A 25669-nucleotide genomic window follows, 5' to 3' on the forward strand; every position below is an offset into this window, starting at 1 on the left:
ACCATGCGCGCTGCCATCCTGCCTCTCCTGCTGCTCGGGACCGCCGCGTCCGCGCAGACTACGCCCGCCATCTCGGTCGAGACGCTGAAGACCGTTACGCAGGTGCTGTCGTCCGACGCGTATGAAGGCCGCGCGCCGACTACGCCTGCGGAGGCGAAGACGGTCGCGTACATCGTCGAGCGGATGAAGGCGGCGGGGCTGAGGCCTGGCAACAAGGGGTCGTGGACGCAGGACGTGCCGATGGTGGAAATCACCGCCACGAACGTGCAGCCGTACGAGTTCACCGGCGGCAAGGCGCCCGTCAGCCTCGCCTATCGCACCGACATGGTCGCGGGCACGTACCGCGTGGCGCCGAAGTCCGCGGTGGCGAACAGCGACGTCGTATTTGTCGGCTACGGCATCACCGCGCCCGAAAAGGGCTGGGACGATTATGCCGGCACCGACGTGAAGGGGAAGACCGTGGTCATCCTCATCAACGACGCCGACTGGCAGACGATGTCGCGCGAGGGGCCCTTCGAGGGCCGCGCGATGACGTGGTACGGGCGCTGGCCGTACAAGTTCGAGAACGCCGCCAAGCACGGCGCGGCGGCGGCGATCATCGTCCACGATACCGAGCCGGCGGCGTATCCCTGGGCGGTGGTGCAGTCGTCCTGGACCGGGCCGCAGCTCGAGCTGGACGAGAAGGGCGATCATCTCGACCAGTCGCAGATCGTCGGCTGGATGCAGAAGCCGGCCGCCGAGCGCGTGTTCGCGAGCGCTGGCAAGAATTACGCGACGCTGGCGGCGGCGGCGAAGGTGAAGGGGTTCAAGGCGGTGCCGCTCGGGCTGAAGTTCGGCGGCGGGTTCGACAACACGATCAAGCGGCAGGCATCGAAGAACGTTATCGGCGTGCTGCCGGGTACCGCGGCTCCTAACGACTACGTACTTTACTCCGCGCATTGGGATCATCTCGGGCGCTGCGACGCGGTCGATGGCGACGACATATGCAACGGGGCGGCGGATAACGCGACCGGTGTCGCCGGGCTGGTGGCGTTGGCCGAGGCTCAGGTGAAGGCGGGGCCGGCCAAGCGCTCGATCGCGTTCCTGGCGGTGACGGCGGAGGAGTCCGGGCTGCTCGGGTCGCGCTATTATGCCGAGCATCCGATCTATCCGCTCGCGCACACCGTCGGCGGCGTGAACATGGACGTGTTGAATGTCGATGGCCGGGCAAAGGACTTCGTGCTGACCGGCGCGGGGAAATCCGAGATCGAGGATCTGGTGAAGCCGTTCGTCGCTGCCGAGGGCCGCGTGATCGGTGTCGAGGCGAACCCGGAGCGCGGCGGCTACTACCGGTCGGATCACTTCAGTTTCGCCAAGCTGGGCGTGCCGATGCTCGATGGCGGCAGCGGCGAGGACCTTGTCGTCGGTGGAACGGCTGCGGGACATGCGGCGCGCGAGGATTATGTCGCGCACCGCTATCACAAGCCCGCGGACGAATATGACGCGAAGTGGGACTGGTCGGGCGCGGTCGAGGATTTGACGATCTATTACGGGCTTGGGCGCAAGCTCGCGGACGATACCAGTCTGTGGCCGAACTGGTATAAGACCGCCGAATTCCGCGGCATCCGTGACCGCGATCGCGCAGGAGCCAAGTAAGTGACCACGACCGTCTCGACACCCGCCGAATGGGCGCACCACAAGGCCGTCTGGATCGGCTTTCCGAGCCATGCGGACCTGTGGTTGGAGGATCTCGAACCCGCACGGGACGAGGTCGTGGCGTTCGCCAAGGCGGTGCATGCCGGCGGCAAGGGCGAGACGGTGATCCTGGTCGCGGCCGACGTCGGGTCGGCGACGACGGCGAAGAAGCTGGCGCCGTTCGCGGACGTGGTGGTCGAGCCGTTCGGCGATATCTGGTTGCGCGATACCGCGCCGATCATCGTCGGTGACGGCAGCGCGCGGGACTTCCGGTTCAACGGCTGGGGCGGGAAGTACGATCTGCCGGGCGACGACACGATCGGGCAGCGGCTGGCGGAGAGCCGCAACAAGCGGGTCGAGGCGTGTGACTGGGTCCTCGAAGGTGGTGCGATCGATGGCGATGGTACCGGGACGGTGGTGACGACGCAGCAGTGCCTGCTCAACCGCAACCGCAATCCGTCGCTGAGCAAGGCGGATATCGAGGCGCGGCTGGCGTCCGATCTCGGCTATACCCGCGTGGTGTGGCTGGGCGACGGACTGGTCAACGATCATACCGACGGCCATGTCGACAACCTCGCGCGGTTCGTCGGCGAGGGGCGGGTGGCGATCCCGAAGGCAACCGATAACGATCCGAACTGGCAGGTGTACCAGAACGCCGCGCGCGACGCCGAGGCTGCCGGGCTGGAGGTCGTGACGATCCCGTCGCCGGGCCGCGTGCTGCGCGACGAGGAGGTCGTGCCGGCGAGCTACATGAACTTCTATATCGGCAATGCCGCGGTGGTGGTGCCTTTGTACGGAGCGGAGAACGACCAGGCGGCGGTGGTGGCGATCCAGGCTCTGTTCCCGGACCGCGAAGTGGTCGGGCAACGTGCGGATCATATCCTGACGGGGGGCGGGAGCTTCCACTGCATCTCGCAGCAGATTCCGGGGTAGGTCCGTCCGCGGCCATGGACGATAAGCTCTAAACCAATCACCACCCCGACGAAGGCCGGGGCCCAATTGGGGGACGTAGCCAACGGAGGACCGTCCTTCGTTACGCCAACCTTTCCAATTGGGCCCCGGCCTTCGCCGGGGTGGTGCCTAATAAAAGCGGGCTCAGCGGCTCCAGCGGGCCCAGATTGCCGTCGGCAATACCAGGCCGCGCGCTTCTTCGCGGACGCCGAGTTCGCCAACTTCGATCTTGCCGGGGAGGTCTGCGAAGACCTGGTTCAGCAACTCGCCGATCGCCAGCGCCGACATCCGGACCGCGTAGACCGTCAGGAACAGGAAGCGGGAGTTCTCGTCGAGAAGTTTCCGACAGTCGGCGATAAGCTTGGGGAGGTCCTCTTCAAGCCGCCAGACTTCGCCCTCCGGCCCGCGCCCGTATTTCGGCGGATCGAGCAGGATCCCATCATATCGCCGCCCGCGCCGCACCTCACGCGCGACGAACTTCGCCGCATCATCGGTCATCCAGCGGATCGGCGCGTCGGCCATGCCCGACAATTTCGCGTTGGCCTTGGCCGCCTCGACCGACTTTTTCGACGCATCAACGTGGACCATGCGGACGCCCTTGGTCGCCATCGCCAGCGTGCCGACGCCGGTGTAGCCGAACAGGTTCATGCATTCGGGCGAGTCGAGCCCCGCGACGCGTTCGCGCATCCAGCTCCACACCGGCGCCATGTCGGGGAAGAAGCCGAGGTGGCGGAACGGGGTCGTCTGCGCGGTGTACGACACCTCGTTCCACTTGAGCGTCCAGCCTTCGCGCGGGACAGGTTCGGAGAATTCCCAGCGGCCGCCGCCGTCTTCGTCCGAGCCGGGGACAAATTCGCCCTGTGCCTGCCAGTCGGTCGAGGCAGGCGCCCACATCGCCTGCGGCTCGGGGCGGATGAAGCGGAAGCGGCCATAGCGTTCGAGCTTCTTGCCGTGGCCGGAGTCGATCAGGCCGTAATCCGCCCAGGGCTCGCCGATGAGGGTTTCCAGTTTCATGCCGACGGCTTCGCGCGTTCGGTGATGTAGGCGGTGATCGCTTCGAACGTTGCGGGCAGCGTGGCGTAGCGCTCCTCGCGGTCGAACAGGTCGCCCACGCGGGTGGGCAGCGAGGGACGCACGCCGGTGGCGCGCTCGACCGCGTCGCCGAACTTGGCGGGATGAGCAGTGGCGAGCGTGACGATCGGTACGCCGGCAGGGACTTCGGTGCGCAGGGCTGCGGCGAGGCCGATCGCGGTGTGCGGGTCGATCACTTGGCCGGCGTGCTCGTGTGCCCAGCGCATTGCCAGCGTCATGTCGTCGAGGTCGATGCGCTCACTCTGGAAGAGGGCCGAGGCACCCTGCGACTGCGCGTTGGTCAGGCGCATTGCTCCCGAGGATTCGAAGCCGCTCATTTGGGATGCCAACGCGGGACCGTCACGGTCGCCGAGGTCGAACAACAGGCGTTCAAAGTTCGAGCTCACCTGAATGTCCATCGACGGGGTCGGGGTCTGCTGGACGCCGCCCTTCGAATAGTCGCCGGTGCTGAGCGCGCGGTGGAGGATGTCGTTGACGTTGGTCGCGACCACCAGCTTAGCGACGGGAAGCCCCATCTTCGCCGCGACATAACCGGCGAAGACATCGCCAAAATTGCCGGTGGGGACTGCGAACGCGACCTCGCGATCGGGCGCGCCGAGGCGGACGGCGGCGTAGAAGAAATACACGACCTGCGCCATCAGGCGGGCCCAGTTGATCGAGTTCACCGCCGACAACGCGAACTTGGTCGAGAAGGCGCGATCGTTAAACATCGCCTTCACCAGTGCCTGCGCGTCGTCGAAGCTGCCCTCGATGGCGATGTTGTAGACGTTGGGGCTGAGCACCGTGGTCATCTGGCGGCGCTGCACGTCGGAAATGCGGCCGACCGGGTGGAGCATGAAGATGTCGATGCCCTCGCGCCCTGCGACCGCGTCGATCGCCGCCGAGCCGGTGTCGCCGCTGGTCGCGCCGACGATCGTCAGGCGCTTGTCGGTGCCGGCGAGGAAGCGCTCGAAGAACAGCCCGAGCAGCTGGAGCGCGACGTCCTTGAACGCGAGCGTTGGGCCGTGGAACAGCTCGAGCAGCCATTGGTCGTGGTCGAGCTGTACGAGGGGTGTCACGGCTGCGTGCGAGAAGCGGCCGTATGCCTGTTCGCAGAGCGCCTTCAGTTCCTCGCGAGTCATCGCGTCGCCGACGAACGGGGCCATCACCGCGACCGCGGTGTCGACGTAGGATAGCCCGGCGAGCGCGGCGATCTCGTCGCGGGTCATCGTCGGCCACGCGTCGGGGAGGTAGAGGCCGCCATCGGAGGCGAGGCCGGCGAGCGTTGCCGCTTCGAAATCGAGGACGGGGGCCGAGCCGCGGGTGCTGATGTAACGCATGGCCAAGCCGGTTAGCGAATGGGGGGGAGGGCGACAAGCGTTCGAAGGGTGTGCCGACGATCCTGGCCCTATCGCTCCAGCCCCCCAGTTCGTCACCCCCGCGGAAGCTGGGGTATCCCGTGGGGCGGATGACGCGGGCCAAACGGGGATATCCCAGCCTTCGCTGGGATGACGGTGTTTGGTTTATCGCACGTCCGACCGCGGCCATGGCCGGCGGCGGAGCGCGAGGGTGTAGATGATCGCGGCGATGGCGGCGAAGAAGAACCATTGGCCGGCATAGGCGAGGTGGTTGTTCGGCACCGACGCGATGTCGGGCTTGCCGTTGGGGCTAAGGCCGGCCTGCGGGGTGTCCGCGACCAGCATCAGGCGTTGCGGGGTATGATCGAACAGCGATCCGATCAGCGAACGGCCGTCGGGCGCGTGGCTGATGAAGCCGGAGACTTCGCCGCCCGCCCAGGCGACCTTCGCCATCGGATCGCGCGTGGTGCCGAGCTGGACGACCATGCCGGGACCTTCTGCGCCGGTGCGGCATTCGGCGATCGCGCGGAAGCCGGATTTGCCGGCACCGGCGAGTTTGATCTCGGTCGGCTGGAGGCAGAGGCCCGAGGCGCGGCGGAAGAGCAGCGTCTCGTCGGGAATGCGCGGAAACGCCATTGGCGGTTTGGCGGGGTTGGCGGCTAGCTGGGCGAGGAAAGCTTCCTTTTTCGGAAGGCGGTCCAGCAGTTGCCACAGGCCGAGGCCGATCATCGCCGCGATCGCGAGCGTGACGAGGATGGTCGGGATAACGGGGATGCGTCGGGTCACGGGTCGATTCGGCCTTCGCGGGCTGCGTTGCGGTATTCGGCGGACATGAGCGCGCCCTTCGCTGCTCTTAGGGACAGCACGACTCCGCCGGCGGTGAAGGGGATCCAGATCAGCATGTGCAGCCAGAGTGGCGGGTGGACCTTGAGTTCGAGCGTGATCGCGAGGATAACGACAACTGCACCCAGGATCAGGGTCAGGAAGGCCGCGGGGCCATCGCCAACGTTGAACTTGCTGAAGTCGAGCCCGCAGTTCGGGCAGCGCTCGGCGAAGTTGGACCATTTCGCGAAGAGCGCGGGCTTGCCGCAGCGGGGGCAAAGGCCTTTGAGCGCGACCTGCGCTATCGAGGGGGCGGTTGCGAGTGGGTATGGGTCGTTGGGTTCGTAAGTCATGGCGTCAGCTCTCCCATCCTTGTTTTCCCGCGAAGGCGGGGACCCAGACTGGGCTCCCGCCTTCGCGGGAGAACAAGGTAAGGGAGACGGCCGTCTTATTAGCCACCGCCCCGGCGAAGGCCGGGGCCCAATTGGGGAACGTCGCTAACGGAGGACGGCGCTTCGTTACTGCAACCTCTCCACTTGGGCCCCGGCCTTCGCCGGGGTGGAAAAAGCTCAACCGCCGTGGACGGGGGCGCCCCAGCCGCCCCAGACGTAGACGGTGACGAACAGGAACAGCCACACGACGTCGACGAAATGCCAGTACCACGCCGCCGCCTCGAAGCCGAAATGCTGGCGCGGGGTGAAGTCGCCGCGGTACGCGCGGACCAGGCAGACGATCAGGAAGATCGTGCCGATCAGCACGTGGAAACCGTGGAAGCCGGTCGCCATGAAGAACGCCGCGCCGTAGTTGATGCCCTTGAACGGGAACGGTGCGTGGACGTACTCGTAAGCCTGGATCGAGCTGAACAGCGCGCCGAGGATTACCGTCAGCCACAGGCCCTTGAGCACGCCGTCGCGGTTGCCGACGCCGATCAGGCCCCAAGCCCCCGTCTTCTCGCCGCCGCGCTGGTTGTGGATCAGCGCGTGGTGCGCCCACGTCACCGTGGTGCCCGAGGTGAGCAGGATCAGCGTGTTGAGCAGCGGTAGTTCGAACGGGTTGATGACCGTCAGGCCTTTTGGCGGCCACTGCGCGACGATCGCCGCGCCGCCTTCGACCGCGCGCGTTACGCTGCCGTCGGCATAGGTCATCGCGGTCGGGAACAGCGAGAAGTCGAAGAACGCCCAGAACCAGCCGACGAAGAACATCACTTCGGAGGCGATGAACAGGATCATGCCGTAGCGGAAATGGAGCTGGACGACGGGGGTGTGGTCGCCCGCGTGCGCTTCTTTGATGACCTGCGCCCACCAGCTGTAGAAGGTGAAAAGCAGCCCGGTCAGGCCGATAAAGAAGATCCAGCCGCCGCCATTGGGCTTGTCGATATGGCCGCCGTGCATCCACATGATGCCGCCGACCGCCATGATCAGCGCCGAGAACGATCCGACCAGCGGCCAGATGCTCGGCGGCAGGATGTGGTAATCATGGTTCTTGGCGCCGGCCATCGGTACTCCCCTATTTTCTTTGGCGACGTTCTAGCTGGCTGTTTTCGCAGAATCCACCGGGTAAAACGTATAGCTGAGCGTGATCGTCTGGATATCGGCCGCGTCGGGGTCGGTCAGGATCTTCGGATCGACGAAGAAGATCACCGGCATCCGCGCGGTCTCGCCGGGCTTGAGCGTCTGCTGGGTGAAGCAGAAACACTGGATCTTGGTGAAATACTTGCCGGCCTGCGCGGGCTGGACGTTGAACGTCGCGGTGCCGGTAAGCGGCTTGTTCGAGGTATTCGTAGCGGTGAAGAACGCCATGTCGCGCGCGCCGACGTCGATCGTGTCGGAGCGATTCTCGGGCACGAACTTCCACGGCAGCTTGGGGCTCACGTTGGTGTCGAAGTCGACGGTGATCTTGTGGTCGACCGCGCCGGGGGCGGCTAGCCCGCGGTTGGTGGTGCCGTTGAGCCCGGTCGCGGCGCAGAACAGGCGGTATAGCGGGACGCTGGCCCAGGCGAGGCCGGTCATGAAGCAGATGAAGAGCACCGCTAGTGCCGCGGTGCGGTTGGTGCGCGACATGGCCTTCCAGCCAGCCATCAGTGCGGCATGCCTGCGCGGATCTTGGCGATGGAGATGGCGAAGACGAGGATGACGAACGCGCCCAGCAAGAGCGCCATGACGCGGGCGCGACCGCGCTGGCGGCTGCGGATCAGGTCGGGGTCGGGTAGGCTCATGCGAACCACCGGTCGACGACCAGCGCGCCGAACATCACGAACAGATACAGGATCGAGTATTTGAACAAGGCCTTCTCCGGTTTCATCGCATCGTCGGCATGCGTGGTGCGCTTCGCGACGCGGACGGCAAGCAGCGCGAACCAGCCGGTCAGCAGGACGGCCGCGACGCCGTAGATCGGCCCCGTCAGCCCAAGCGGCCAGGGCAGGATCGCGACCGCCGCCATCGGGATCGTGTAGAGCCCGATCTGCGTCCGCGTGGTCCGCTCGCCCGACACGACCGGGAGCATCGGCACGCCCGCGGCGGCGTAATCGCTCTTCATGAACAGCGCGAGCGCCCAGAAATGCGGCGGCGTCCAGAGGAACACGAACAGGAACAGCAGGACGGGGAGCAGCGCGATGTCACCGGTCGCGGCGGCCCAGCCGATCAGCGGTGGGAACGCACCCGCGGCACCGCCGATGACGATGTTCTGCGGCGTGCGGCGCTTGAGCCAGACGGTGTAGACGAGGACGTAGAACAGGATCGAGACGGTCAGGATCGCCGCAGCGACGATGTTCACCGCAACGCCCATGAACAGAACGGAGAATGCGCCGAGCCCGACGCCGAAATGCAGTGCCGCCTGACGGTCCATGCGGCCATCGGGAAGCGGGCGCTTCTGCGTGCGGCGCATAACCGCGTCGATGTCCGACTCGTACCATTGGTTGAGCGCGCCCGCCGCGCCTGCGCCGAGCGCGATGCAGAGGATTGCGGTGAAGCCGATCACCGGGTGCACGCCGACCGGGGCTGCGAGCATCCCGCAAAGGCCGGTGAAGACGACGAGCGTCATCACGCGCGGCTTGGTCAGCGCAAGAAAATCGCGCCAATGCGCCGGTGGCAGAAGGGGGGGGGCAGGAGTCATGGTTCGGGTATGCTATACGCCTTGCGGCGAGCGTCGGAAACCCTTCGCGTCGTGGCGGTTCAAAGGGTTGGCCGGGCGACGTGGATCGCCGCGGTATCGTCTGCGTAGATCCGTCGCCATGCCGGATCGTGATCGAGCCGCTTCGCCAGCGGCGAGTGCTGCGGCAGGATCGTCCAGCCGAACTTCCATTTGGCGTTCGCGGCCCGCCAGCGTGCCGCGTCGCCACCGAGGATCGCGATGTAATCGAGCGTAAACGGGTCGCCGTACATGTCCGAACGGCCATCGATATAGGGGCGGATACCGGCAAAGATGAGCGATCCGCCGAAGCTGTATTCGTTGAAGACGCGTTGAGTACGCAACGATGGCGGCAGGCGGCGCAGCGCGGCGGCGGGGACGCCAGGGCTGTTGGTACGGGCGACCGGGACCGCGATCCGATAGGCGACCAGCGCGAGCGCGATGGCTAGGACCGCCAGGCCGGTCCGATAGGTATCGCGGCGCGCGGTAGGCGATATGCGTGCAACGGTAGCCGTCGCCGGCGTCCAAGCTCTGCCGATCGGTTCGGCGAGGATCAGGACGCCGACGACCACGAGAACGATCTCCTGCCGGGTATGCTGCAAGGCCAGGTGCAGGACCCCGAGCAGGAGCAGCAGGCGAACCGGGGGAATGCGGACGGGCTTGGCGAGTACGAAGAACAGCGTCGCCAGCAGGATTGCCTCGGGCGCTGCGAAGGTCGAGAAATTGGCGGGCTGCCATTCGCCGAGATGTGCGAGGAGCTTGAGGCCGTTGACGTAGAATGGGAAGACGATGCCGTCGAAACCCGCCGGGGTCGCGAGGGCTGCGATGCCAGAACACGCGCCGAATATGCCCCAGCCCAGGACGACAGCGCGTCTGTCGGCGGGGGCGGCAGCGATCAGCGCTTCGAGCGCGAAGACTGCCGCAAGCGCCAGGCCGAAGATGAAACTGCCATGCGCGTTCGCCCAGACGAGCATCAGCAGCACGAGGACAAGCGACGGTGCCCGGCCGCGTTCGCGTGCATGGAGAAGAGCGATCAGCCAGCCCGCGAGTAGAGGCAAAGCGAGGATATGCGGGCGGGCGAGCAATGACGGCGCGATGCCCGGGGCGGTCAGCAGCAATGCGACGATACTTGCGCGAATGCTCATCCAGCGGCAGATTTCATGGGCGACGAGCGCGTACAATGCTGCCATCGCCGCGCCGGTCAGCAGGTTGAGGCCGGTCCATCCCGCCGCGCGATAACTTGCGTACATCGCCAGTTCGGAGAGCCATTCATGCGCGACCCAGGGGCGTCCTGCGGCGGTAAACGAAAAGGGATCGTGCGTCGGGACGCTGCCGTGCGCGACGATCCACGCGCCGGTCGCGAGATGCCAGCCGGTGTCGCCGTCGAGCAGCAGCGTCGGGAGGACGATCGTGAATGCGAACGCCGCAAATCCGACGAGCAGCGCGAAGATCGCGCGCGGGGTGGTGATGGTCGTGGTTGCGACCTCAGATGCGGGTGTGGGCGGGGCCGAGGGGAGGATGCTTGGCGACGTCGTCATGAGGGAGGGATAGCGCGATTCTCCTCCGGAAAGATGAATCTGGTTTTGCTGGCGCTGGGCGTGTCGGTGGGGGGATTGACGAAAAAACGCCCCGGGTTTCCCCGAGGCGTTCTCTTGCTTGGCTGGCCCCGACACGAGCAAGTCCCGTGTCGTCGGACGCGTCGTTGCCGCGTCGGCCGGGCGGGGGCCTGATGGCCCTGATCCGCCGATGGCCCTTGTCCGCCTCAGTCGATTCGCGGCAACGTCTCGAACTGGTGGTACGGCGGCGGCGAGGAGATCGTCCACTCCAGGGTCGTCGCGCCGTCGCCCCAGGGGTTGTCGCCCGCCTTCTTGCCGGCCGCCAGCGACCAGATCAGGTTGACGAAGAACACCACCATGCCCGCGGCCATGATCATGTAGCCGACCGACGCGACCGTGTTCCAATGCTCGTATTCCGGCGTGTAGTCCGGGATGCGGCGCGGCATGCCTTGGAGGCCGAGGAAGTGCATCGGGAAAAACATCACGTTCACGCCGATGAAGAACACCCAGAAGTGCAGCTGGCCAAGGAACTCGTTGTACATCTTGCCGGTCATCTTCGGGAACCAGTAGTAGAACCCGGCGAACAGCGAGAAGACCGCACCCAGCGACAGCACGTAGTGGAAATGCGCCACCACGTAATAGGTATCCTGCATGTAGTCGTCGATGCCGCCATTGGCGAGCACCACGCCGGTCACGCCGCCGACGGTGAACATGAAGATGAAGCCGATCGACCACACCATCGGCGTCTTGAAGGTGAGCGAGCCGCCCCACATCGTCGCGATCCACGAGAAGATCTTGATGCCGGTCGGCACTGCGATGACCATCGTCGCCGCGGTGAAGTACATCTTGGTGTTCACCGACAGGCCGGTCGTGAACATGTGGTGCGCCCACACGACGAACCCGACCACGCCGATCGCGACCATCGCATACGCCATGCCGAGATAGCCGAAGACCGGCTTGCGGCTGAACGTCGAGATGATCTGGCTGACGATGCCGAAGCCCGGCAGGATCATGATGTAGACTTCGGGATGACCGAAGAACCAGAACAGATGCTGGTACAGGACGGGATCGCCGCCGCCGGCCGGATCGAAGAACGTCGTGCCGAAGTTGCGATCGGTCAGCAGCATCGTGATCGCCGCGGCGAGCACCGGCAGCGCCAGCAGCAGCAGGAACGCGGTGACGAGCATCGACCACACGAACAGCGGCATCTTGTGCAGCGTCATGCCTGGCGCGCGCATGTTGAAGATCGTCGTGATGAAGTTGATCGCGCCGAGGATCGACGATGCGCCGGCCAGATGCAGCGCGAGGATCGCCATATCGGTCGACGGCCCTGGCTCGCCGTACGTCGACAGCGGCGCGTAGAGCGTCCAGCCGTTACCCGCACCACCGAAGAACGGCGACGCCAGCAGCAGCGTGAAGGCGGGGATCAGCAGCCAGAACGACACGTTGTTCATGCGCGGGAACGCCATGTCCGGCGCACCGATCATGATCGGCACGAACCAGTTGCCGAAGCCACCGACCATCGCCGGCATGACCATGAAGAACACCATGATCAGGCCGTGCGCGGTGATCAGCACGTTCCAGAGATGGAGCGATTCGTCGAGGCTGGCTGGGCCGCCATGGAGCATGCTCGCCCAGCCCTGCAGATACTGGATGCCGGGATGCGCGAGCTCGGCGCGCATGAGACCCGAGACCGAGCCGCCGATGATCCCCGCGACGATCGCGAAGATGAGATACAGCGTGCCGATATCCTTGTGGTTGGTCGACATGAACCAACGCGCGAAGAAGCCCGGCTTGTGATCGGTATCGTGATGATGGTCGTGCGCTTCGTGGGACACGAAGGCCGACGGGGTGAGAGCGGTGTCGGTCATCTTACTGTCCCGCGTTGCCGGCGCCGGCCGGGTTTGAGGTGGCGCCCTGCGTCGTCGCGGGGGCGGTTGCGTTGGCGGGGGTCGCTACGTTCTCGACCGGGCCGGTGGCGTTGGCGGTTTCCGCGGCCTCCTCGACCTTTGCCGCGGAGCCGTCGGCGCCGGGCTGTGGGATGACCTTGTCGGATGCCTTGCCGGGGGTCGGCATCGTGCCGCCCTTGGCCTTGACCCACGCCGCGTATTCGGCGGGCGGAACCGCCTCGACCGCGATCGGCATATAGCCGTGGCGCGCGCCGCAGAGCTCGGAGCACTGGCCGAAATACAGGCCGGGCTTTTCGATCGTGAAGCTGGTCTCGTTCAAGCGACCCGGGATCGCGTCGAGCTTGATCCAGAACGCCGGGACCGCCCAGCTGTGGATCACGTCGTTCGACGTCGTGATCAGGCGGATCGGCACGCCGACCGGCAGGACGATGCGGTTGTCGGTGGCGAGCAGCTTGGGGCCGTCGGCATCGGTGCGCGGACGCTCGCCGGCAGCAACGTCGGCTTTTTCCTTCAGCATGTTGGCGGTGATCTCGAAGCCGCCATTGTCCGGATACTGGTAGGTCCAATACCATTGGTTGCCGATCGCCTTCAGCGTCACCGCGCCGGAGGGCGCCGGCTTGAACTGCGCTTGCAGCAGACCGATCGACGGGACCGCGATCAGGACTAGGATCACGACCGGCGCGAGCGTCCAGATGATCTCGATGAAGGTGTTGTGGCTGGTCTTCGACGCGACCGGATTGCGTGCCTTGCGATAGCGGAACGAGACCCAGAAGAGCAGCGCAAGGACGAACAGCGAGATGATCGTGATCGTCGGCACCAGGATCGAATTGTGCATCCAGTGCGCGAACTGGCCGTTCTTGGTGACCTGCGGCTGGAGGCCGAACAGGCCATCGGTCGGCTGGCCGATCATCGGCTTGACCGTCATCGCGGGCGCACCGTCCATCGCGAGCTCGGGGCTGGACGGGTTGGTTGTCGGCGTCGCTGCGGCGGTCGTCGGCGCAGTGTTCGACACGCCCCCCGGAGCGGCAGCGGCTTGCGGTGCGGGTGCTGCTGACGGCGGCGTGCTTGCAGGCTGGGCCGCATGCCCAGCGACGCCACCGAGACTCGCCAGTGCGAGCCCCGCTGCCATCGCAAATCCTCTCATCCCCATCTTGCGCATCGTTTTTCTTGACCCCGGTTTATAGCGAACCCGATTCCGGACGCGCGGATGTCTGCTTATGATTTGGGAAGAGCTATACCCAGCGGGGGGGCTCGCCTCAAGCCTTGTCTGATCTTGCGCGTAGCACGCCCGATCCATCCACTCCGTCATGCCGGGCTTGTTCCGGCATCCACCGTCCCGAAAGTTCGAGAGAACGGGGTTCGCGGAACGGTGGACCCCGGAACGAGTCCGGGGTGACGGCGTGGGTGGAGGCGCCTTGAGAGGGACGTTGCCATTGTCGTTCATTAATGAACTGCCCTATATCTCATTAATAAGGCGCGAAGTCCCGACGCGCAGACCATTTGGAGCGATGACCCGCGATGACCGAAGACGACGTGCTCGCCGAATTCCGCGCTGCCGAAGCGTTGCTCGAAGGGCATTTCATCCTGTCCTCCGGCCTGCGCAGTTCGCGCTACCTGCAGTGCGCGCGGGTGTTGATGGATCCCGCCCGTGGCGCTCGGTTGTCGGAAGCGCTGGTGGCGTCGATCCCGGCCGAGTTGCGTGCGCAGATCGATATCGTGGTCTCGCCGGCGATGGGCGGCGTGATCGCCGGCCACGAAATGGGCCGCGCGCTGGGTGTCGAGGCGGTATTCCTCGAGCGGCCCGACGGCGTGTTCGAACTGCGCCGCGGGTTCCGGCTCGCGCCGGGCCAGCGCGTGCTGATGATGGAGGACGTCGTCACCACCGGACTGTCGTCGCGCGAGGCGATCGCGGCGATCGGGCGCGCGGGCGGCGTGACGGTCGCGGCGGCGGCCTTGGTCGATCGCTCGAACGGGACGGCCGATGTGGGCGTGCCGTTCTTCCCGCTGATCCGGCTCGACGTGCCGACCTATCCGGCGGACGCGCTGCCCCCCGAACTCGCGGTGATCCCGGCGATCAAGCCCGGCAGCAGGGCTGCAGCATGAGCCGCGACCTGCGCCTTGGGGTGAACATCGACCACGTCGCGACGGTGCGGAATGCGCGGGGGGCGGGGTATCCCGATCCGGTGCGCGCGGCTCTGGTTGCTGCGGCGGCTGGCGCGGACGGCATCACCGCGCATCTGCGCGAGGATCGCCGGCACATCACCGACGACGACATCGCGCGTCTGTCGGCGGAGCTGACGATCCCGCTCAACTTGGAGATGGCGGCGACCGACGAAATGCTCGGCATCGCGCTGCGTCACAAGCCTCACGCCGCGTGCATCGTGCCGGAAAAGCGCGAGGAGCTGACCACTGAGGGCGGGCTCGACGTCGCCGGGCATTACGACCGTATGGCGCGGCTGGTCGACGCGCTGGCGGGGGCGGGCATCCGCGTGTCGCTGTTCATCGAGCCCGACGCGCGGCAGATCGAGGCGGCCGTCCGGCTCAAGGTGCCGGTGATCGAACTGCACACGGGCTTGTATGCGGAACTGTCCGGCGAGGCGCGGACGGTGGAGTTGCGACGGCTGACGGATGCAGCGGCGCTGGCGGCGAAGAACGGCATCGAGGTGCATGCGGGGCATGGGCTGACCTATGACAATGTCGCACCGATCGCGGCTATCCGGCAGGTTAGGGAGCTGAACATCGGGCATTTCCTCGTCGGTGAGGCGCTGTTCGTGGGGCTTGGCGAGGCGGTTCGGCTGATGCGTGAGGCTATGGATGCGGCGCGGTAGTAAGGCAGTTTTGTTCGCGCAGAGGCGCAGAGGCGCGGAGCAGAAGAGGGGGCTGGCCTCAGACTGGATTCTCTCGCTGCCTAACTCGATCTTGCCGCTCTTGCGGCCCTCATACTCTCCGCGCCTCTGCGCCTCTGCGCGCAAATCTAATTTTGTCTTCCGACTCCAGGCCGTGTCGTGATCATCGGACTCGGGTCGGACCTGTGCAACATCGAGCGGATCGCCGCGTCGGTCGAGCGGTTCGGGGAGCGGTTCGAGCAGCGGGTGTTTACCGATGTCGAGCGGGCGAAGGCGGCGCGGCGGCCTTTTACCAAGGCGGGGACGCTGGCGAAGCGGTTTGCTGCCAAGGAGGCGTTTTCGAAGGCGGTCGGGACCGGGTTTCGCGCGGGCGTCTTCATGCGCGACATCGGCGTAGTCAACGCCCCTAGCGGCGCGCCGACGCTGGCGTTGACCGGGGGCGCCAAAGCGAGGCTTGACGCGTTGACCCCCGAAGGCCACGCCGCGCGCGTGCATTTGACGATGACCGATGATCATCCGTGGGCGCAGGCCTTCGTGATCATCGAAGCTATACCTCTGATATCCCCGGACATGCGCCAGGATACGAATCGATGAAGGACGCGGCGTTGGACGGCAACGAGTTCCCCGAAAAGCCCCTCGCGCAGACGACCGCGGCCGATACCGCGCCACCGGCCGGCACCGCACAGGAAACGACACGCCGCCGCGGCACCGACTGGTGGGGCGAGGTGAAGGGCATATTCTGGCTGATCCTGGTGGTACTCGGCTTCCACAGCTTCATCGCCAAGCCCTTCTATATCCCCAGCGAATCGATGCTGCCGGGGCTCCGCATCGGCGACCGGCTGGTGGTGACCAAGTTCGCCTATGGCTGGTCGTTCGTCTCGCCGACGATCCCCAACCCGGTCGCGATCTTCAAGGGCGTCGTGCTGCGCCAGCAGGAGGACAGCTGGAGCGTGTCGCTGCCGTTCATCCACGGCCGTCTGTTCGGATCGCTGCCGACGCGCGGCGACGTGGTGATCGTGACGCCGCCGGGCACGCATAACGACTATATCAAGCGCGTCATCGGCCTGCCGGGCGACAAGCTGGCCGTGCGCGGCGGGATCGTGTTCCTGAACGGCGTGGCAGTGAAGCGCGGCCCGCTCCACGACACGCTGATCCCGGTCGACACCAACAGCCCGTGCAGCGAGATCGACTATCCCGGCGCGCGCGAGACGCTGCCCGACGGTCGCGAGATGTGCCGCCTGCCGACCTATACCGAGACGCTGCCCAACGGCCGCCGCTACGAGACGATCGATCTCGAATCGGACAGCCAGGGCGACAATTTTGCCGAGATCACGATCCCCGCGGACCACGTCTTCCTGATGGGCGACAACCGCGATCGCTCGGCCGACAGCCGGTTCGCGCTGAGCCAGCTCGGTCTCGGCGGTCCGGTGCCGTACGAGAATCTCGGCGGCCGTGCGGAGTTCATCACTTTCAGCCTCGACGGCGATGCGACGTTCAACCCGCTGAGCTGGTGGAGTTCGCTGCGTCCGGATCGCGCCGGCACCTCGCTGCATCCCGCCAAGGTGAACTGAGATGGCCGAGACGAAGACCGTGGACGAACTGAGCCCGGTTGAGATGCGCGATCCGTTCCTGCGCAAGGAACTGAAGCGCGCGGCGATCTGGCTCGGGCTCGCCTGCGTGATCGCGCTGCTGATCGTGCTGGTGCAGCCGTTGCTGATCATCTTTGCCGGCGTCGTGTTCGCGGCGTTGCTCGATGGCGGCGTGCGGCTGCTGGGGCGGGTGCTGCCGATCGGGCGTGGCTGGCGGTTGCTGATCGTCGTGCTGCTGACCTTCGCGTTCCTGGTGGGCACGTTCGTGCTGACCGGCGTGCAGGTGACCGAACAGGTGACGCAGCTGCGCTCGACGCTGGAATCGCAGGCCAATCGCTTCACGAGCTATCTGACCTCGCAGGGGCTGATGCCGGGCGCGTCGGACGTCAACGGGATCGTCAAGCAGGCACTTGGCTCGGTCGGGCGCGTGACGTCGTGGGTGGGCAGCGCGATCGGCGCGATCACCAGCATGTTCATGATCCTGATCCTCGGGCTGTTCATCGCGATGGATCCGGGGACATACTCGCGCGGGCTTCAGTGGATGGTGCCACTCGATCTCCGCCCCGAGTTCGCCAGGACTTTGGTCAAGATGGGCGCGACGTTGCGGCGGCTGCTCGCCGGACGCCTGCTCGGGATGGCAGTCGAGGGTGTCGCGAGCGGCATCGCGCTGGCGGTCGGCGGCGTGCCGATGGCGATGCTGCTCGGCATCATCGCGGGTATCCTCGCGTTCATTCCGAACGTCGGCGCGATCGTGACCGGCGTGCTGATGGTCGCAGTCGGGTTCAGCGCGGGCGTCGATACGGGCTATTGGGCGATCGGCACGTACCTCGTGGTGCAGACGATCGACGGGTACGTAATCGTGCCGATGGTCGCCAAGCGCACCGTCGATCTCCCGCCGGCACTGACCCTAGGCGCGCAGATTCTGGCGAGCGCGCTGTTCGGGATCCTGGGGCTGGCGCTGGCCGATCCGATGACCGCGATGTTGAAGACCGCGCTGGAGCGGCGGTCGGAGCGGGAAGAGGAGAAGGCCGATGTTGCGGAGGGGGCTGCCGCGACTGCGTGAGTGGTACTGCCTGTCCGGTCGGCGCGCGCAACCGTTCCGCCCTCCGGTGGGGGGCCGCACCCTCGTTCTACAATTGTCGTGGGATAGAGCTCACTATCCGTCATCCCCGCGGACGAGAGGACCCATATCCTCTGAGGTTTGCCAGTATGGGTCCCCGCGTCCGCGGGGATGACGGAAGGTGGGGGCCGGGTACGTCAACGGGGCGGGTAATCGAGTAGGAAGTTACAGCCTTACCAACTGGTCGAAGAGAGCAAGATAACGCTCCCCTGAGTCTGTACCGGCCTGCGGTACTGGGGCTGGTCGCTGCGTAGTCGGCGCTAGCCATGCGTTCAGCGCTGCGATCAACGCAGCAGCGTCATCCCTTGCGACGACCGTCCCACGGTCTGGCCTATCAACGATCTCCGCGACCGCTGCACTCGAGTCGGTCGAGATCACCGGCGTTCCGACCGACAGCGCTTCTCGCAAAACCCCCGGTACGCCTTCGTAATCCGACGTCAGTACCAGTACCGCGGCGCGGGCCATGACCGGGAGCGGATCGCTACTGTGGCCGAGCAGGAGAACGCGGCCCCCCAAGCCGAGCGCGTGGATTTGCGCTTCGATCGCCCCCCGCTCGCTACCTTCGCCGAGGATGACGAGCGGTATCGTCTGGTCCGCCAGCAGCGGAAGCGCGACGATCACGCGGTCCCAGCGCTTCTGCGGTTCGAGCCGACCGACGCCGAGAATGTAGCGCGCCGGCAGGTCGGGCAGCGCACCGGGGATCGGCATAGCGGGCGGGTTCGGGATCACGCTCGTCCGCCCGATCATCCGGGTCGCCAACGCCGCCTCATCCGCGGTTGCCGGGGTCATCGCAACGAGGTGATCGAGGAAGCCGCCGTGCCGCGCGAGCCAGAGCTGGTGCGCGGCGTGCATCAGGCGGCCGTGATCGGCGCGCGCGGGGGCGTTGGACATCTTCGCGACGATCGGCGGGCACGTCTTGCCGAGTCGCAACCGGGTCCATGCCGCGATGCCGGTATAGAAATTACCGGGGCAAAAGATCACGTCCGGCGCCAAGCGACGCACGACCCCCGGCAACGCCAGCAACCGCGAGGGCGTGACGATCTCCAGTCCCTCCGGCAGTTCCGACGCCAGCGGCCCGGCAATATCCTCGATCGCCAGCGTCACGCGCCGCCCCGCCGCAAGCCAGCCGCGTGCAAGGCGCAGTTGCGCGCGCTCGACCCCGCCGCCGCGCAGATCCTCGGCATAGGTCAGGATGTGCCGGGCGGTCGGCGGCTCGCTCATGGGTGACATATGGGGGTCATCATAGTGCGCGATGGATAAAGCGGAGATCGCGACCGAATGAAACCGACTTTGCGTGCACGCACATCGACGGCCGGCTATTAGGCCGACCGACAGACGGTGGAGCGGCTTGAGAGCGATTGGTTGAGGACAGGCAATTGAACACGCGTGCGAAGTCGACCGAATCCGAAGGCTATGCGGATATCGCGCGCGCCGGGCTCGAGCCGCTGAAGGCGCTCGGCAGCCGCTGGCCCGCGATCATCGGCGCGGTGCTCACGCTCGCGATGATCGTCGGGCTGGGGCGCGAACTGCTCGGGCATGGTCTTGCCGGACTGTCGCGCTCGGTGCCGCAGGATCCGCGCTTCTACCTGTGCTTCGGCCTGCTCTACATGTCGCCGCCGACCGGGGACTACGTCATCTTCCGGCGGCTCTGGGGCATTCCGCTCGGCGGCCTCGTCGCGCTGATCAAGAAGCGGATCGCGAACGAAGTCGTGTTCGGATACTCCGGCGACGCGTATTTCTACGCCTGGGCGCGGGCGAAGGCGCGGATGGTGGCGTCGCCGTTCGGTGCGGTGAAGGACGTGTCGATCCTGTCGGCGATCGCGGGCAATGCGGTCACGCTGCTGTTGGTCGCGATCGCGTTGCCACTCGGCCGGCATCTGCTGACGCACGACCAGTTCCGCACGGTGCTGGCGTCGGCGGGCGTGACGCTGGCGATCTCGCTGCCGTTCCTGATCTTCTCGCGCCGCGTGTTCTCCCTGCCGCGCGCGAAACTGTGGTGGGTGTTCGGGATTCATTGCATCCGGCTGTTGTGCGGCTCAGTGCTGATCGCGTTCGCCTGGCATTATGCGTTGCCCGGGGTTCCGGTCGGGATGTGGCTGTTCCTTGCCGCCGGGCGCCTGCTGGTGTCGCGCCTGCCGCTGGTGCCGAACAAGGACCTGCTGTTCGCCAACGCCGCGATCCTGTTGATCGGGCAGGACCAGGCCTTGTCGGAGCTGATCGCGTTCACCGCGGCGCTGACGTTGCTGGTGCATGTCGCGCTGATCATCCTGTTCGGCATCCATGCCGGGCTTACCCGGTTGCGCGCGTGATCCGCGCCTATGTCGCGCTGGTCGCGATCGCTGCGCTTGCGGGACCGGCCGGGGCACAGGTGCTCGGTAGCGATGCAGCGGCGTGTCGGCCGGGCGAGGGGCCGGCGATCGCGGTCGAGGTCACCGGCCTGAAGGATCGCACGGGCGAGTTGAAGCTCGAACTCTATCCTGATGACGAAGCGGGCTTTCTCAAGGACGACCACGTGCTGATCGCGGCGGGAAAGACGTTTCGGCGCGTGGTGGTGCCGACGCCGCCGAGCGGGGCGCCGATGCTGTGCATCCGAGTGCCGCGGCCGGGTCGCTATGCGCTGTTGCTGACGCATAATCGCGACGGGAAGAACAAGTTCAGCTTCTGGACCGATGGCGCCGGGTTCGCGAGCAACACCAGGCTCGGGCGGTCGCGGCCGAAGGTCGAGCAGGCGCTGGTCGAGGTCGGCGCGGGAGTGACGACGGTGCGGATCACCGTGCAGTATCTGCGCGGGCTCGGTGGCTTTGGGCCTGTCACGCCGTGAGGATCGTCGACGTCAACGAGTTCTACTCGCCGACCGGCGGCGGTGTGCGCACTTATGTCGACCGGAAAATGGGAATCATGGCGGACATGGGTCATGAACTCATCGTCGTCGCGCCGGGCAAGGAAGACCGCGTCGAGGAGCGTCCGGGTGGCGGGCGGATCATCTATCTCAAGTCGCCGGGGATGCCGTTCGATCGCAATTACGGGCTGTTCTGGGACGAGGGCGCGATCCACCGCGTGCTCGACGATCTCGATCCGGACGTGGTCGAATGCTGCTCGCCGTGGCGGCCCGCGTGGTTCGTCGGCGACTGGCAGGGCCGCGCGGTGAAGGCGTTCTTCATGCACAACGACAATATCGCGGCCTATGCGCAGCGCTGGTTCGCGGGCGTCGCGAGCCACGACCAGATCGAGCGCGGCTTCGCCTGGTACAGCCGGTACATGCGGCGCTTCCTCGAGAAATACGACGTCGTCGTCACCAACGGCCCAGCGCTGGAGAAGCGGTTGCGCGCGCGCGGGCTGCGGATCGATGCGGCGATGCCGCTGGGGATCGAGCGCGGGCATTTCTCGCCGGACCTGCGCGATGCCCGGTTGCGCGCGGCGTTGCTGCGACAGTGCGGGTTGCCCGAGGACGGGATGCTGCTGCTCGGGCTCGGGCGGCATCACGGCGAGAAGCGCTGGCCTTTGGTGGTCGATGCGGTGGCCCGGGCGGGGGCGACTCTGCCGGTCGGGCTGGTCCTGATCGGCGCGGGCGCGCAGACCAAGGCGATCCAGCGGCGGATCGGGGGCTCGCCGCATATCCGGATGTTCGCGCCGGTGTACGACCGCGAGCGACTCGCGCGGATCATGGCGAGCTGCGATGCGCTGATCCACGGATCGGAGGCGGAGCCGTTCGGGCTGGTCGCGTCGGAGGCGATGGCGTCGGGCCTGCCGTTGATCGTGCCCGATACGGGTGGCTGCGCGGAAGTCGCCGACCCTTACGCGAGCGAGCTCTACGCGGCGCGCGATGCCGAGAGTGCGGCGGCGGCGATCGGCCGGTTGTTCTCTCGCGATCCGGCGATGTTGCGCCGCGCGGCCGCGGTGGCGGCTCGACATGTGCGGGGCGACCGTGAGCATGCGGTGGAGCTTATGGACTATTATGCGGGGCTGGTCGCGGCGAAGCACGGCGTGCGACGTACAGCGTGAAGCGCGTGTCTGGGACGGGGACCGCGCGGTAGCCTTCGCGAATCGCGTAGGTGGCGAGCGCTGCGTCGATCCGGTCGTCGCCACTGCTCCACGCGCCTTCGCCGCCGGTCATGATCGCGGGCGGCAGGCCGAGTAGGGGCATCCGTGCGTGCGAGACCAGGCGGAGTTGGTATTCCTGATCCGCGTTCAGGAGTGCGGTGCTGCGGAAATAGAAGGGGCCGGTGGCGAAGCGCGGGTCGATCGCCTGGCCGGGCAGGAATTGCGGGGAGAGCGTCGCGACCGGGCCGGTGACGTGTTCGCGGTCCAGCGTATCGCGCACCGCGGCGGCGTCGTGCATCGCGTCGAGTATCGGGATGCGGCCGCTTGCGACGGCTTCGATCGTGGGGCCGAGACCGGCGAAGGCGAAGACGATTGCGGCGATCCGCATCGCCTTGCCGGGTGGGTGCGCGTGCCAGACCAGCGCCAGCCGTACGAACAGCGCTGGCAGCATTGGCAGCAGATATTGCCGCCATGTCGGCACCGGTGCGAGCGCGGCGATCAGGCCGGCGAGGATCAGAAGGTCGAGGATCAGGTGCCAGCGATGGCGCCTGCCGGTGGTGGCGACGATCGCGAGCAGGGCTGGGCCGAGCGCGAGGAACTTGAGGGTGTCGATGATCTTGGCCGCGTTCGACAGCTTCCACGGGCGGGCCTGGTACCATTCGGTGGGCGCCCGGCCAGGGAAGTCGAGCACGCCGAACAGGAAGCCTTCGGGCGATGCGGCGAACAGCGCCAGGGTGAAGACGGCGAACGGCAAAGCGCCGAGCAGCGTCCACCACGGACGCCGGCTGTGGCTGAATAGCGTCCAGACGCCGTAGGTGAGGGCGGGGAGGGCATAGGAGATTTTCGCGGTCGCGGCGGCGGCGAGCAGGAGGCCTATCAGTACCGCGTCGCAGCGGCTGGCCTGATCGCGCGCGGTTCTGACGATCGCGGGGAGGGCTAGCGCGAGGCAGGCGGCGGGGAGCGCGTCGTTGCGGGCTGTGCCGATGCTGAAGAGGAGGATGTCGCAGGTGGCGAACAGCGCGGCGGCGATGATGGCGGCGCGAGTGCTAGCGCCGCCGATGCGGGCTGCGCGGTGGACTGCGGCGATCGTGGCTGTGCCGAGGAGGGCGTTGGTTATGCGGAGCGCTGGCCAGGTCCAAGTGCCTGCGATCAAAGCGATCGGGGCGAAGAGATAGGGTTGGAGCGGGGTCTGGAGGTAAGCGAAGTCTTTGTAGGGGAGCAGGCCGTGCGCGGTGAGGAGGGCGGCGGCGACGTACTGGCTCTCGTCGTGGTCGACGGGGCGGAGGAGCGCGAGGGCGATGAGGAGTATCGCCAGCGCCGCAAACGCCAAAAGCATGTTCACCCGCGAAGGCGGGTGCCCTGTCTGGGCACCCGCCTTCGCGGGTGAACAGTGTTGGCTGAAACTGTCGCCCATTATTCTGCACCACCCCGGCGAAGGCCGGGGCCCAATTGGGCAACGGTTATGGTTGAAGACGGCGCTCCGTTACCCCCACCTCCCCAATTGGGCCCCGGCCTTCGCCGGGGTGGTGTAGCTGCGCGCACGAGTCAGGCTTTTACCGCGGTCAGGAAGTAATCGAGGCTCGTCGAATCGCTCAGCGCGAAGCCAGTGGCCGGCGAGAAGCTCAACCCCCGCGTGTCCGTCACCCGCAGCCCCGCGTCCTTCAGCAACGCGGTCAGTTCCTCGGGCGTCAGGAACTTGTTCCAGTCATGCGTACCCTTTGGAATAACCCCAGCACCCTCCGCCACCGTGATCATCGCGAGCCGTGACAACGGCGTCCGGTTGGGCGTCGAAAGAATCAGCAACCCGCCCTCCGCCAACGTCCGCGCGAGACCCCGCACGAAGCCGGCAGGGTCACTGACATGCTCGATCACCTCGAGGCTGGTGACGAGATCGAACTGGCCGGCCAGCCCCTCGACTCCCCCGGCGCGATAGTCGATCGCCAAGCCACTCTGCGCCGCATGGATCTCCGCGACCACGATATTCTCGGGCGCCGCATCGATCCCCGTAACCTCTGCACCGAGACGGGCGAGCGGTTCGCACAGCAACCCCGCACCACACCCTACGTCGAGCGCGGTCTTCCCCGCCAGCGGCGTGAAGGTCGAACCATCGCCACCCCAATGCTTGTCGACCTGTTCGCGGATGTAGCGCAACCGCGGCGGATTGAGCTTGTGGAGCGGGGCGGACGAGCCCTTCGGGTCCCACCAGTCCTTCGCCATCGTGCCGAAATGCGCGGCCTCGCGCGGATCGATTGTTGCGTTCGTTACGGTGTCGCTTGCCAGTATCATGCGCGCTACCTATCAGGGCCGCCGCTTCGACCCAAAGGGATTTGCGCTGCCAATGGCCCGTATCGTGATGAAATTCGGCGGGACGTCGATGGCTGGGATCGAGCGTATCCGCAACGTCGCCGCGCGCGTGAAGCGCGAAGTCGACGCCGGCAACCAGGTCGCCGTCGTCGTCTCCGCGATGGCGGGCGAGACCGACCGGCTGGTCGGCTTCTGCCGCGAGGCGTCGTCGCTATACGACGCGAAGGAATACGACGTCGTCGTCTCGGCCGGCGAGCAAATCACGAGCGGCCTGCTCGCGATCGCTTTGCAGGCGGCCGGCTGCAAGGCCCGGTCGTGGCTCGGCTGGCAGTTGCCGATCAACACGTCGGACGCGCACGGATCGGCGCGGATCGGCGAGATCGATACGGCCGCGCTCGACGCGAGCCTTGCAGACGGTGTCGTTGCCGTGATCCCCGGTTTCCAAGGCGTCGCGGACGGCCAGCGCGTCACGACGTTGGGTCGCGGCGGCTCTGATACGTCGGCGGTGGCGATGGCGGCGGCGATGAAGGCCGACCGCTGCGACATCTATACCGACGTCGACGGCGTCTACACGACCGATCCCAGGATCGTGCCCCGCGCGCGCAAACTGAGCAAGGTCACGTACGAAGAGATGCTGGAACTCGCCAGCGTCGGTGCCAAGGTGTTGCAGACGCGGTCTGTCGGCCTGGCGATGAAAGAGAATGTGCGTGTGCGCGTATTGTCCTCGTTCGAGGATGGCGACACCAATGATGGTCACCGCGGCACGTTGATCGTGGGCGAAGAGGAAATCGACGATATGGAACGCCAGCTCATCACCGGCATCGCGCACGACAAGAACGAGGCGAAGATCACCCTGACGCAGGTCAGCGATCGCCCGGGCTCGGTCGCGGCGATCTTTGCGCCGCTCGCCGATGCGGGGATCAACGTCGACATGATCGTGCAGAACGTCGCGCATTCGACCGGCTCTACGGACGTGACGTTCACGGTGCCGGCGGCGGATCTCGCGCGCTCGCTCGACGTGCTCGACAAAGCGAAGGACGCGATCGGCTATGCGACGATCGTCCACGACACGCGCGTCGCCAAGGTTTCGGTGGTTGGTGTCGGGATGCGCAGCCATGCGGGCGTTGCGGCGACGATGTTCACCACGCTCGGGGAGCGCGGGATCAACATCCAGGCGATCGCGACCTCGGAGATCAAGGTCAGCGTGCTGATCGAAGAGGATTATACCGAGCTGGCCGTGCGCGTGCTGCACACGGCGTACGGGCTCGATGCCGAGGATGCGGCTTGAGCTTGATACATAA

The 25669-nt window shown here is 66.4% G+C and carries 25 protein-coding genes; 11 read left to right on the forward strand and 14 right to left on the reverse strand.

From position 1 onward, the window contains the following. Positions 1 to 3: 3 nt before the first annotated feature. Positions 4 to 1635, forward strand: coding sequence for a M28 family peptidase (locus IFT67_RS12765; protein WP_192238605.1), 1632 nt, complete (start codon positions 4 to 6; stop codon positions 1633 to 1635). Then, entirely contained in the window at positions 1636 to 2607 is a 972-nt protein-coding gene (locus IFT67_RS12770) for an agmatine deiminase family protein (RefSeq protein WP_192238606.1), read from the forward strand. Positions 2608 to 2769: 162 nt separating this feature from the next. Here IFT67_RS12770 and IFT67_RS12775 read toward each other — a convergent pair whose 3' ends face one another. The 11 genes from IFT67_RS12775 to coxB form a co-directional block, all read right to left on the reverse strand. Next, a complete protein-coding gene (locus IFT67_RS12775; RefSeq protein ID WP_192238607.1) occupies positions 2770 to 3639 on the reverse strand; it encodes a class I SAM-dependent methyltransferase in 870 nt (289 codons plus the stop codon). Beyond that, positions 3636 to 5036 (reverse strand): threonine synthase, encoded by a 1401-nt coding sequence (thrC, locus tag IFT67_RS12780; protein ID WP_192238608.1) that lies wholly within the window; start codon positions 5034 to 5036, stop codon positions 3636 to 3638. Before thrC ends, IFT67_RS12775 begins: the two co-directional genes overlap by 4 nt. Before the next feature lie 183 nt (positions 5037 to 5219). Further along, positions 5220 to 5840 (reverse strand): SURF1 family cytochrome oxidase biogenesis protein, encoded by a 621-nt coding sequence (locus tag IFT67_RS12785; protein ID WP_342450610.1) that lies wholly within the window; start codon positions 5838 to 5840, stop codon positions 5220 to 5222. Continuing rightward, positions 5837 to 6229, reverse strand: a complete 393-nt coding sequence (locus IFT67_RS12790; RefSeq protein WP_192238609.1) for a DUF983 domain-containing protein — start codon at positions 6227 to 6229, stop codon at positions 5837 to 5839. The genes IFT67_RS12785 and IFT67_RS12790 overlap by 4 nt, the downstream gene beginning before the upstream one ends. A gap of 216 nt (positions 6230 to 6445) precedes the next feature. Continuing rightward, positions 6446 to 7372: a cytochrome c oxidase subunit 3 gene (locus tag IFT67_RS12795; protein ID WP_107964469.1), complete on the reverse strand. Its 927-nt coding sequence runs from the start codon at positions 7370 to 7372 to the stop codon at positions 6446 to 6448. A gap of 30 nt (positions 7373 to 7402) precedes the next feature. After that, entirely contained in the window at positions 7403 to 7954 is a 552-nt protein-coding gene (locus IFT67_RS12800) for a cytochrome c oxidase assembly protein (protein ID WP_192238610.1), read from the reverse strand. Then, positions 7954 to 8091 carry a cytochrome c oxidase system small membrane protein gene (locus tag IFT67_RS12805; RefSeq protein WP_165886435.1) on the reverse strand — a complete coding sequence of 46 codons (138 nt, stop codon included), beginning with the start codon at positions 8089 to 8091 and terminating at the stop codon, positions 7954 to 7956. The genes IFT67_RS12800 and IFT67_RS12805 overlap by 1 nt, the downstream gene beginning before the upstream one ends. Continuing rightward, positions 8088 to 8987, reverse strand: a complete 900-nt coding sequence (locus IFT67_RS12810; protein ID WP_192238611.1) for a heme o synthase — start codon at positions 8985 to 8987, stop codon at positions 8088 to 8090. Before IFT67_RS12810 ends, IFT67_RS12805 begins: the two co-directional genes overlap by 4 nt. A gap of 59 nt (positions 8988 to 9046) precedes the next feature. Continuing rightward, positions 9047 to 10540: a hypothetical protein gene (locus IFT67_RS12815; RefSeq protein WP_192238612.1), complete on the reverse strand. Its 1494-nt coding sequence runs from the start codon at positions 10538 to 10540 to the stop codon at positions 9047 to 9049. Between the two features lie 224 nt (positions 10541 to 10764). Then, positions 10765 to 12429, reverse strand: coding sequence for a cytochrome c oxidase subunit I (ctaD, locus tag IFT67_RS12820; protein ID WP_192238613.1), 1665 nt, complete (start codon positions 12427 to 12429; stop codon positions 10765 to 10767). 1 nt (position 12430) lies between these two features. Next, the gene (gene coxB / locus IFT67_RS12825; RefSeq protein ID WP_244647348.1) at positions 12431 to 13597 is read right to left on the reverse strand and encodes a cytochrome c oxidase subunit II; all 1167 of its coding nucleotides are present in this window, start codon (positions 13595 to 13597) and stop codon (positions 12431 to 12433) included. 389 nt (positions 13598 to 13986) lie between these two features. Here coxB and pyrE point away from each other — a divergent pair, with 389 nt between their 5' ends. The 5 genes from pyrE to IFT67_RS12850 all read left to right on the forward strand — a co-directional run bounded on the left by pyrE (position 13987) and on the right by IFT67_RS12850 (position 17966). Beyond that, on the forward strand, positions 13987 to 14571 hold the full coding sequence (pyrE, locus tag IFT67_RS12830) for an orotate phosphoribosyltransferase (RefSeq protein ID WP_192238614.1): 585 nt from the start codon (positions 13987 to 13989) through the stop codon (positions 14569 to 14571). After that, the gene (locus IFT67_RS12835) at positions 14568 to 15296 is read left to right on the forward strand and encodes a pyridoxine 5'-phosphate synthase (protein ID WP_056066240.1); all 729 of its coding nucleotides are present in this window, start codon (positions 14568 to 14570) and stop codon (positions 15294 to 15296) included. The genes pyrE and IFT67_RS12835 overlap by 4 nt, the downstream gene beginning before the upstream one ends. 177 nt (positions 15297 to 15473) lie before the next feature. Further along, the gene (acpS, locus tag IFT67_RS12840) at positions 15474 to 15908 is read left to right on the forward strand and encodes a holo-ACP synthase (RefSeq protein WP_056066237.1); all 435 of its coding nucleotides are present in this window, start codon (positions 15474 to 15476) and stop codon (positions 15906 to 15908) included. Continuing rightward, positions 15905 to 16885, forward strand: coding sequence for a signal peptidase I (gene lepB / locus IFT67_RS12845; protein WP_192238615.1), 981 nt, complete (start codon positions 15905 to 15907; stop codon positions 16883 to 16885). Before acpS ends, lepB begins: the two co-directional genes overlap by 4 nt. Position 16886: 1 nt before the next feature. After that, a complete protein-coding gene (locus IFT67_RS12850; protein ID WP_192238616.1) occupies positions 16887 to 17966 on the forward strand; it encodes an AI-2E family transporter in 1080 nt (359 codons plus the stop codon). A gap of 222 nt (positions 17967 to 18188) precedes the next feature. On the opposite strand, the gene IFT67_RS12855 is transcribed toward IFT67_RS12850, so the two are convergent. Further along, positions 18189 to 19244, reverse strand: a complete 1056-nt coding sequence (locus IFT67_RS12855) for a glycosyltransferase (protein WP_192238617.1) — start codon at positions 19242 to 19244, stop codon at positions 18189 to 18191. A 155-nt stretch (positions 19245 to 19399) separates the two neighbouring features. Here IFT67_RS12855 and IFT67_RS12860 point away from each other — a divergent pair, with 155 nt between their 5' ends. Genes IFT67_RS12860 through IFT67_RS12870 form a run of 3 tightly spaced genes read left to right on the forward strand, consistent with a single transcriptional unit; the run spans position 19400 to position 22025 of the window. Further along, positions 19400 to 20332, forward strand: a complete 933-nt coding sequence (locus tag IFT67_RS12860) for a hypothetical protein (protein ID WP_192238618.1) — start codon at positions 19400 to 19402, stop codon at positions 20330 to 20332. Beyond that, a complete protein-coding gene (locus IFT67_RS12865) occupies positions 20329 to 20844 on the forward strand; it encodes a DUF2141 domain-containing protein (protein ID WP_192238619.1) in 516 nt (171 codons plus the stop codon). Before IFT67_RS12860 ends, IFT67_RS12865 begins: the two co-directional genes overlap by 4 nt. Next, entirely contained in the window at positions 20841 to 22025 is a 1185-nt protein-coding gene (locus tag IFT67_RS12870) for a glycosyltransferase (RefSeq protein WP_192238620.1), read from the forward strand. Before IFT67_RS12865 ends, IFT67_RS12870 begins: the two co-directional genes overlap by 4 nt. Here the strand turns inward: IFT67_RS12870 and IFT67_RS12875 are convergent. After that, entirely contained in the window at positions 21967 to 23400 is a 1434-nt protein-coding gene (locus IFT67_RS12875; protein WP_192238696.1) for a DUF2029 domain-containing protein, read from the reverse strand. The genes IFT67_RS12870 and IFT67_RS12875 overlap by 59 nt on opposite strands. Before the next feature lie 209 nt (positions 23401 to 23609). Continuing rightward, positions 23610 to 24350, reverse strand: a complete 741-nt coding sequence (gene ubiG / locus IFT67_RS12880) for a bifunctional 2-polyprenyl-6-hydroxyphenol methylase/3-demethylubiquinol 3-O-methyltransferase UbiG (protein ID WP_192238621.1) — start codon at positions 24348 to 24350, stop codon at positions 23610 to 23612. A gap of 52 nt (positions 24351 to 24402) precedes the next feature. Between ubiG and IFT67_RS12885 the strand changes: the two genes are divergently transcribed. Further along, positions 24403 to 25656, forward strand: a complete 1254-nt coding sequence (locus IFT67_RS12885; protein WP_120301595.1) for an aspartate kinase — start codon at positions 24403 to 24405, stop codon at positions 25654 to 25656. The last annotated feature ends 13 nt before the right edge of the window (positions 25657 to 25669 follow it).

It is taken from the genome of Sphingomonas sp. CFBP 13728 (assembly GCF_014841895.1).
Lineage (GTDB): Bacteria > Pseudomonadota > Alphaproteobacteria > Sphingomonadales > Sphingomonadaceae > Sphingomonas.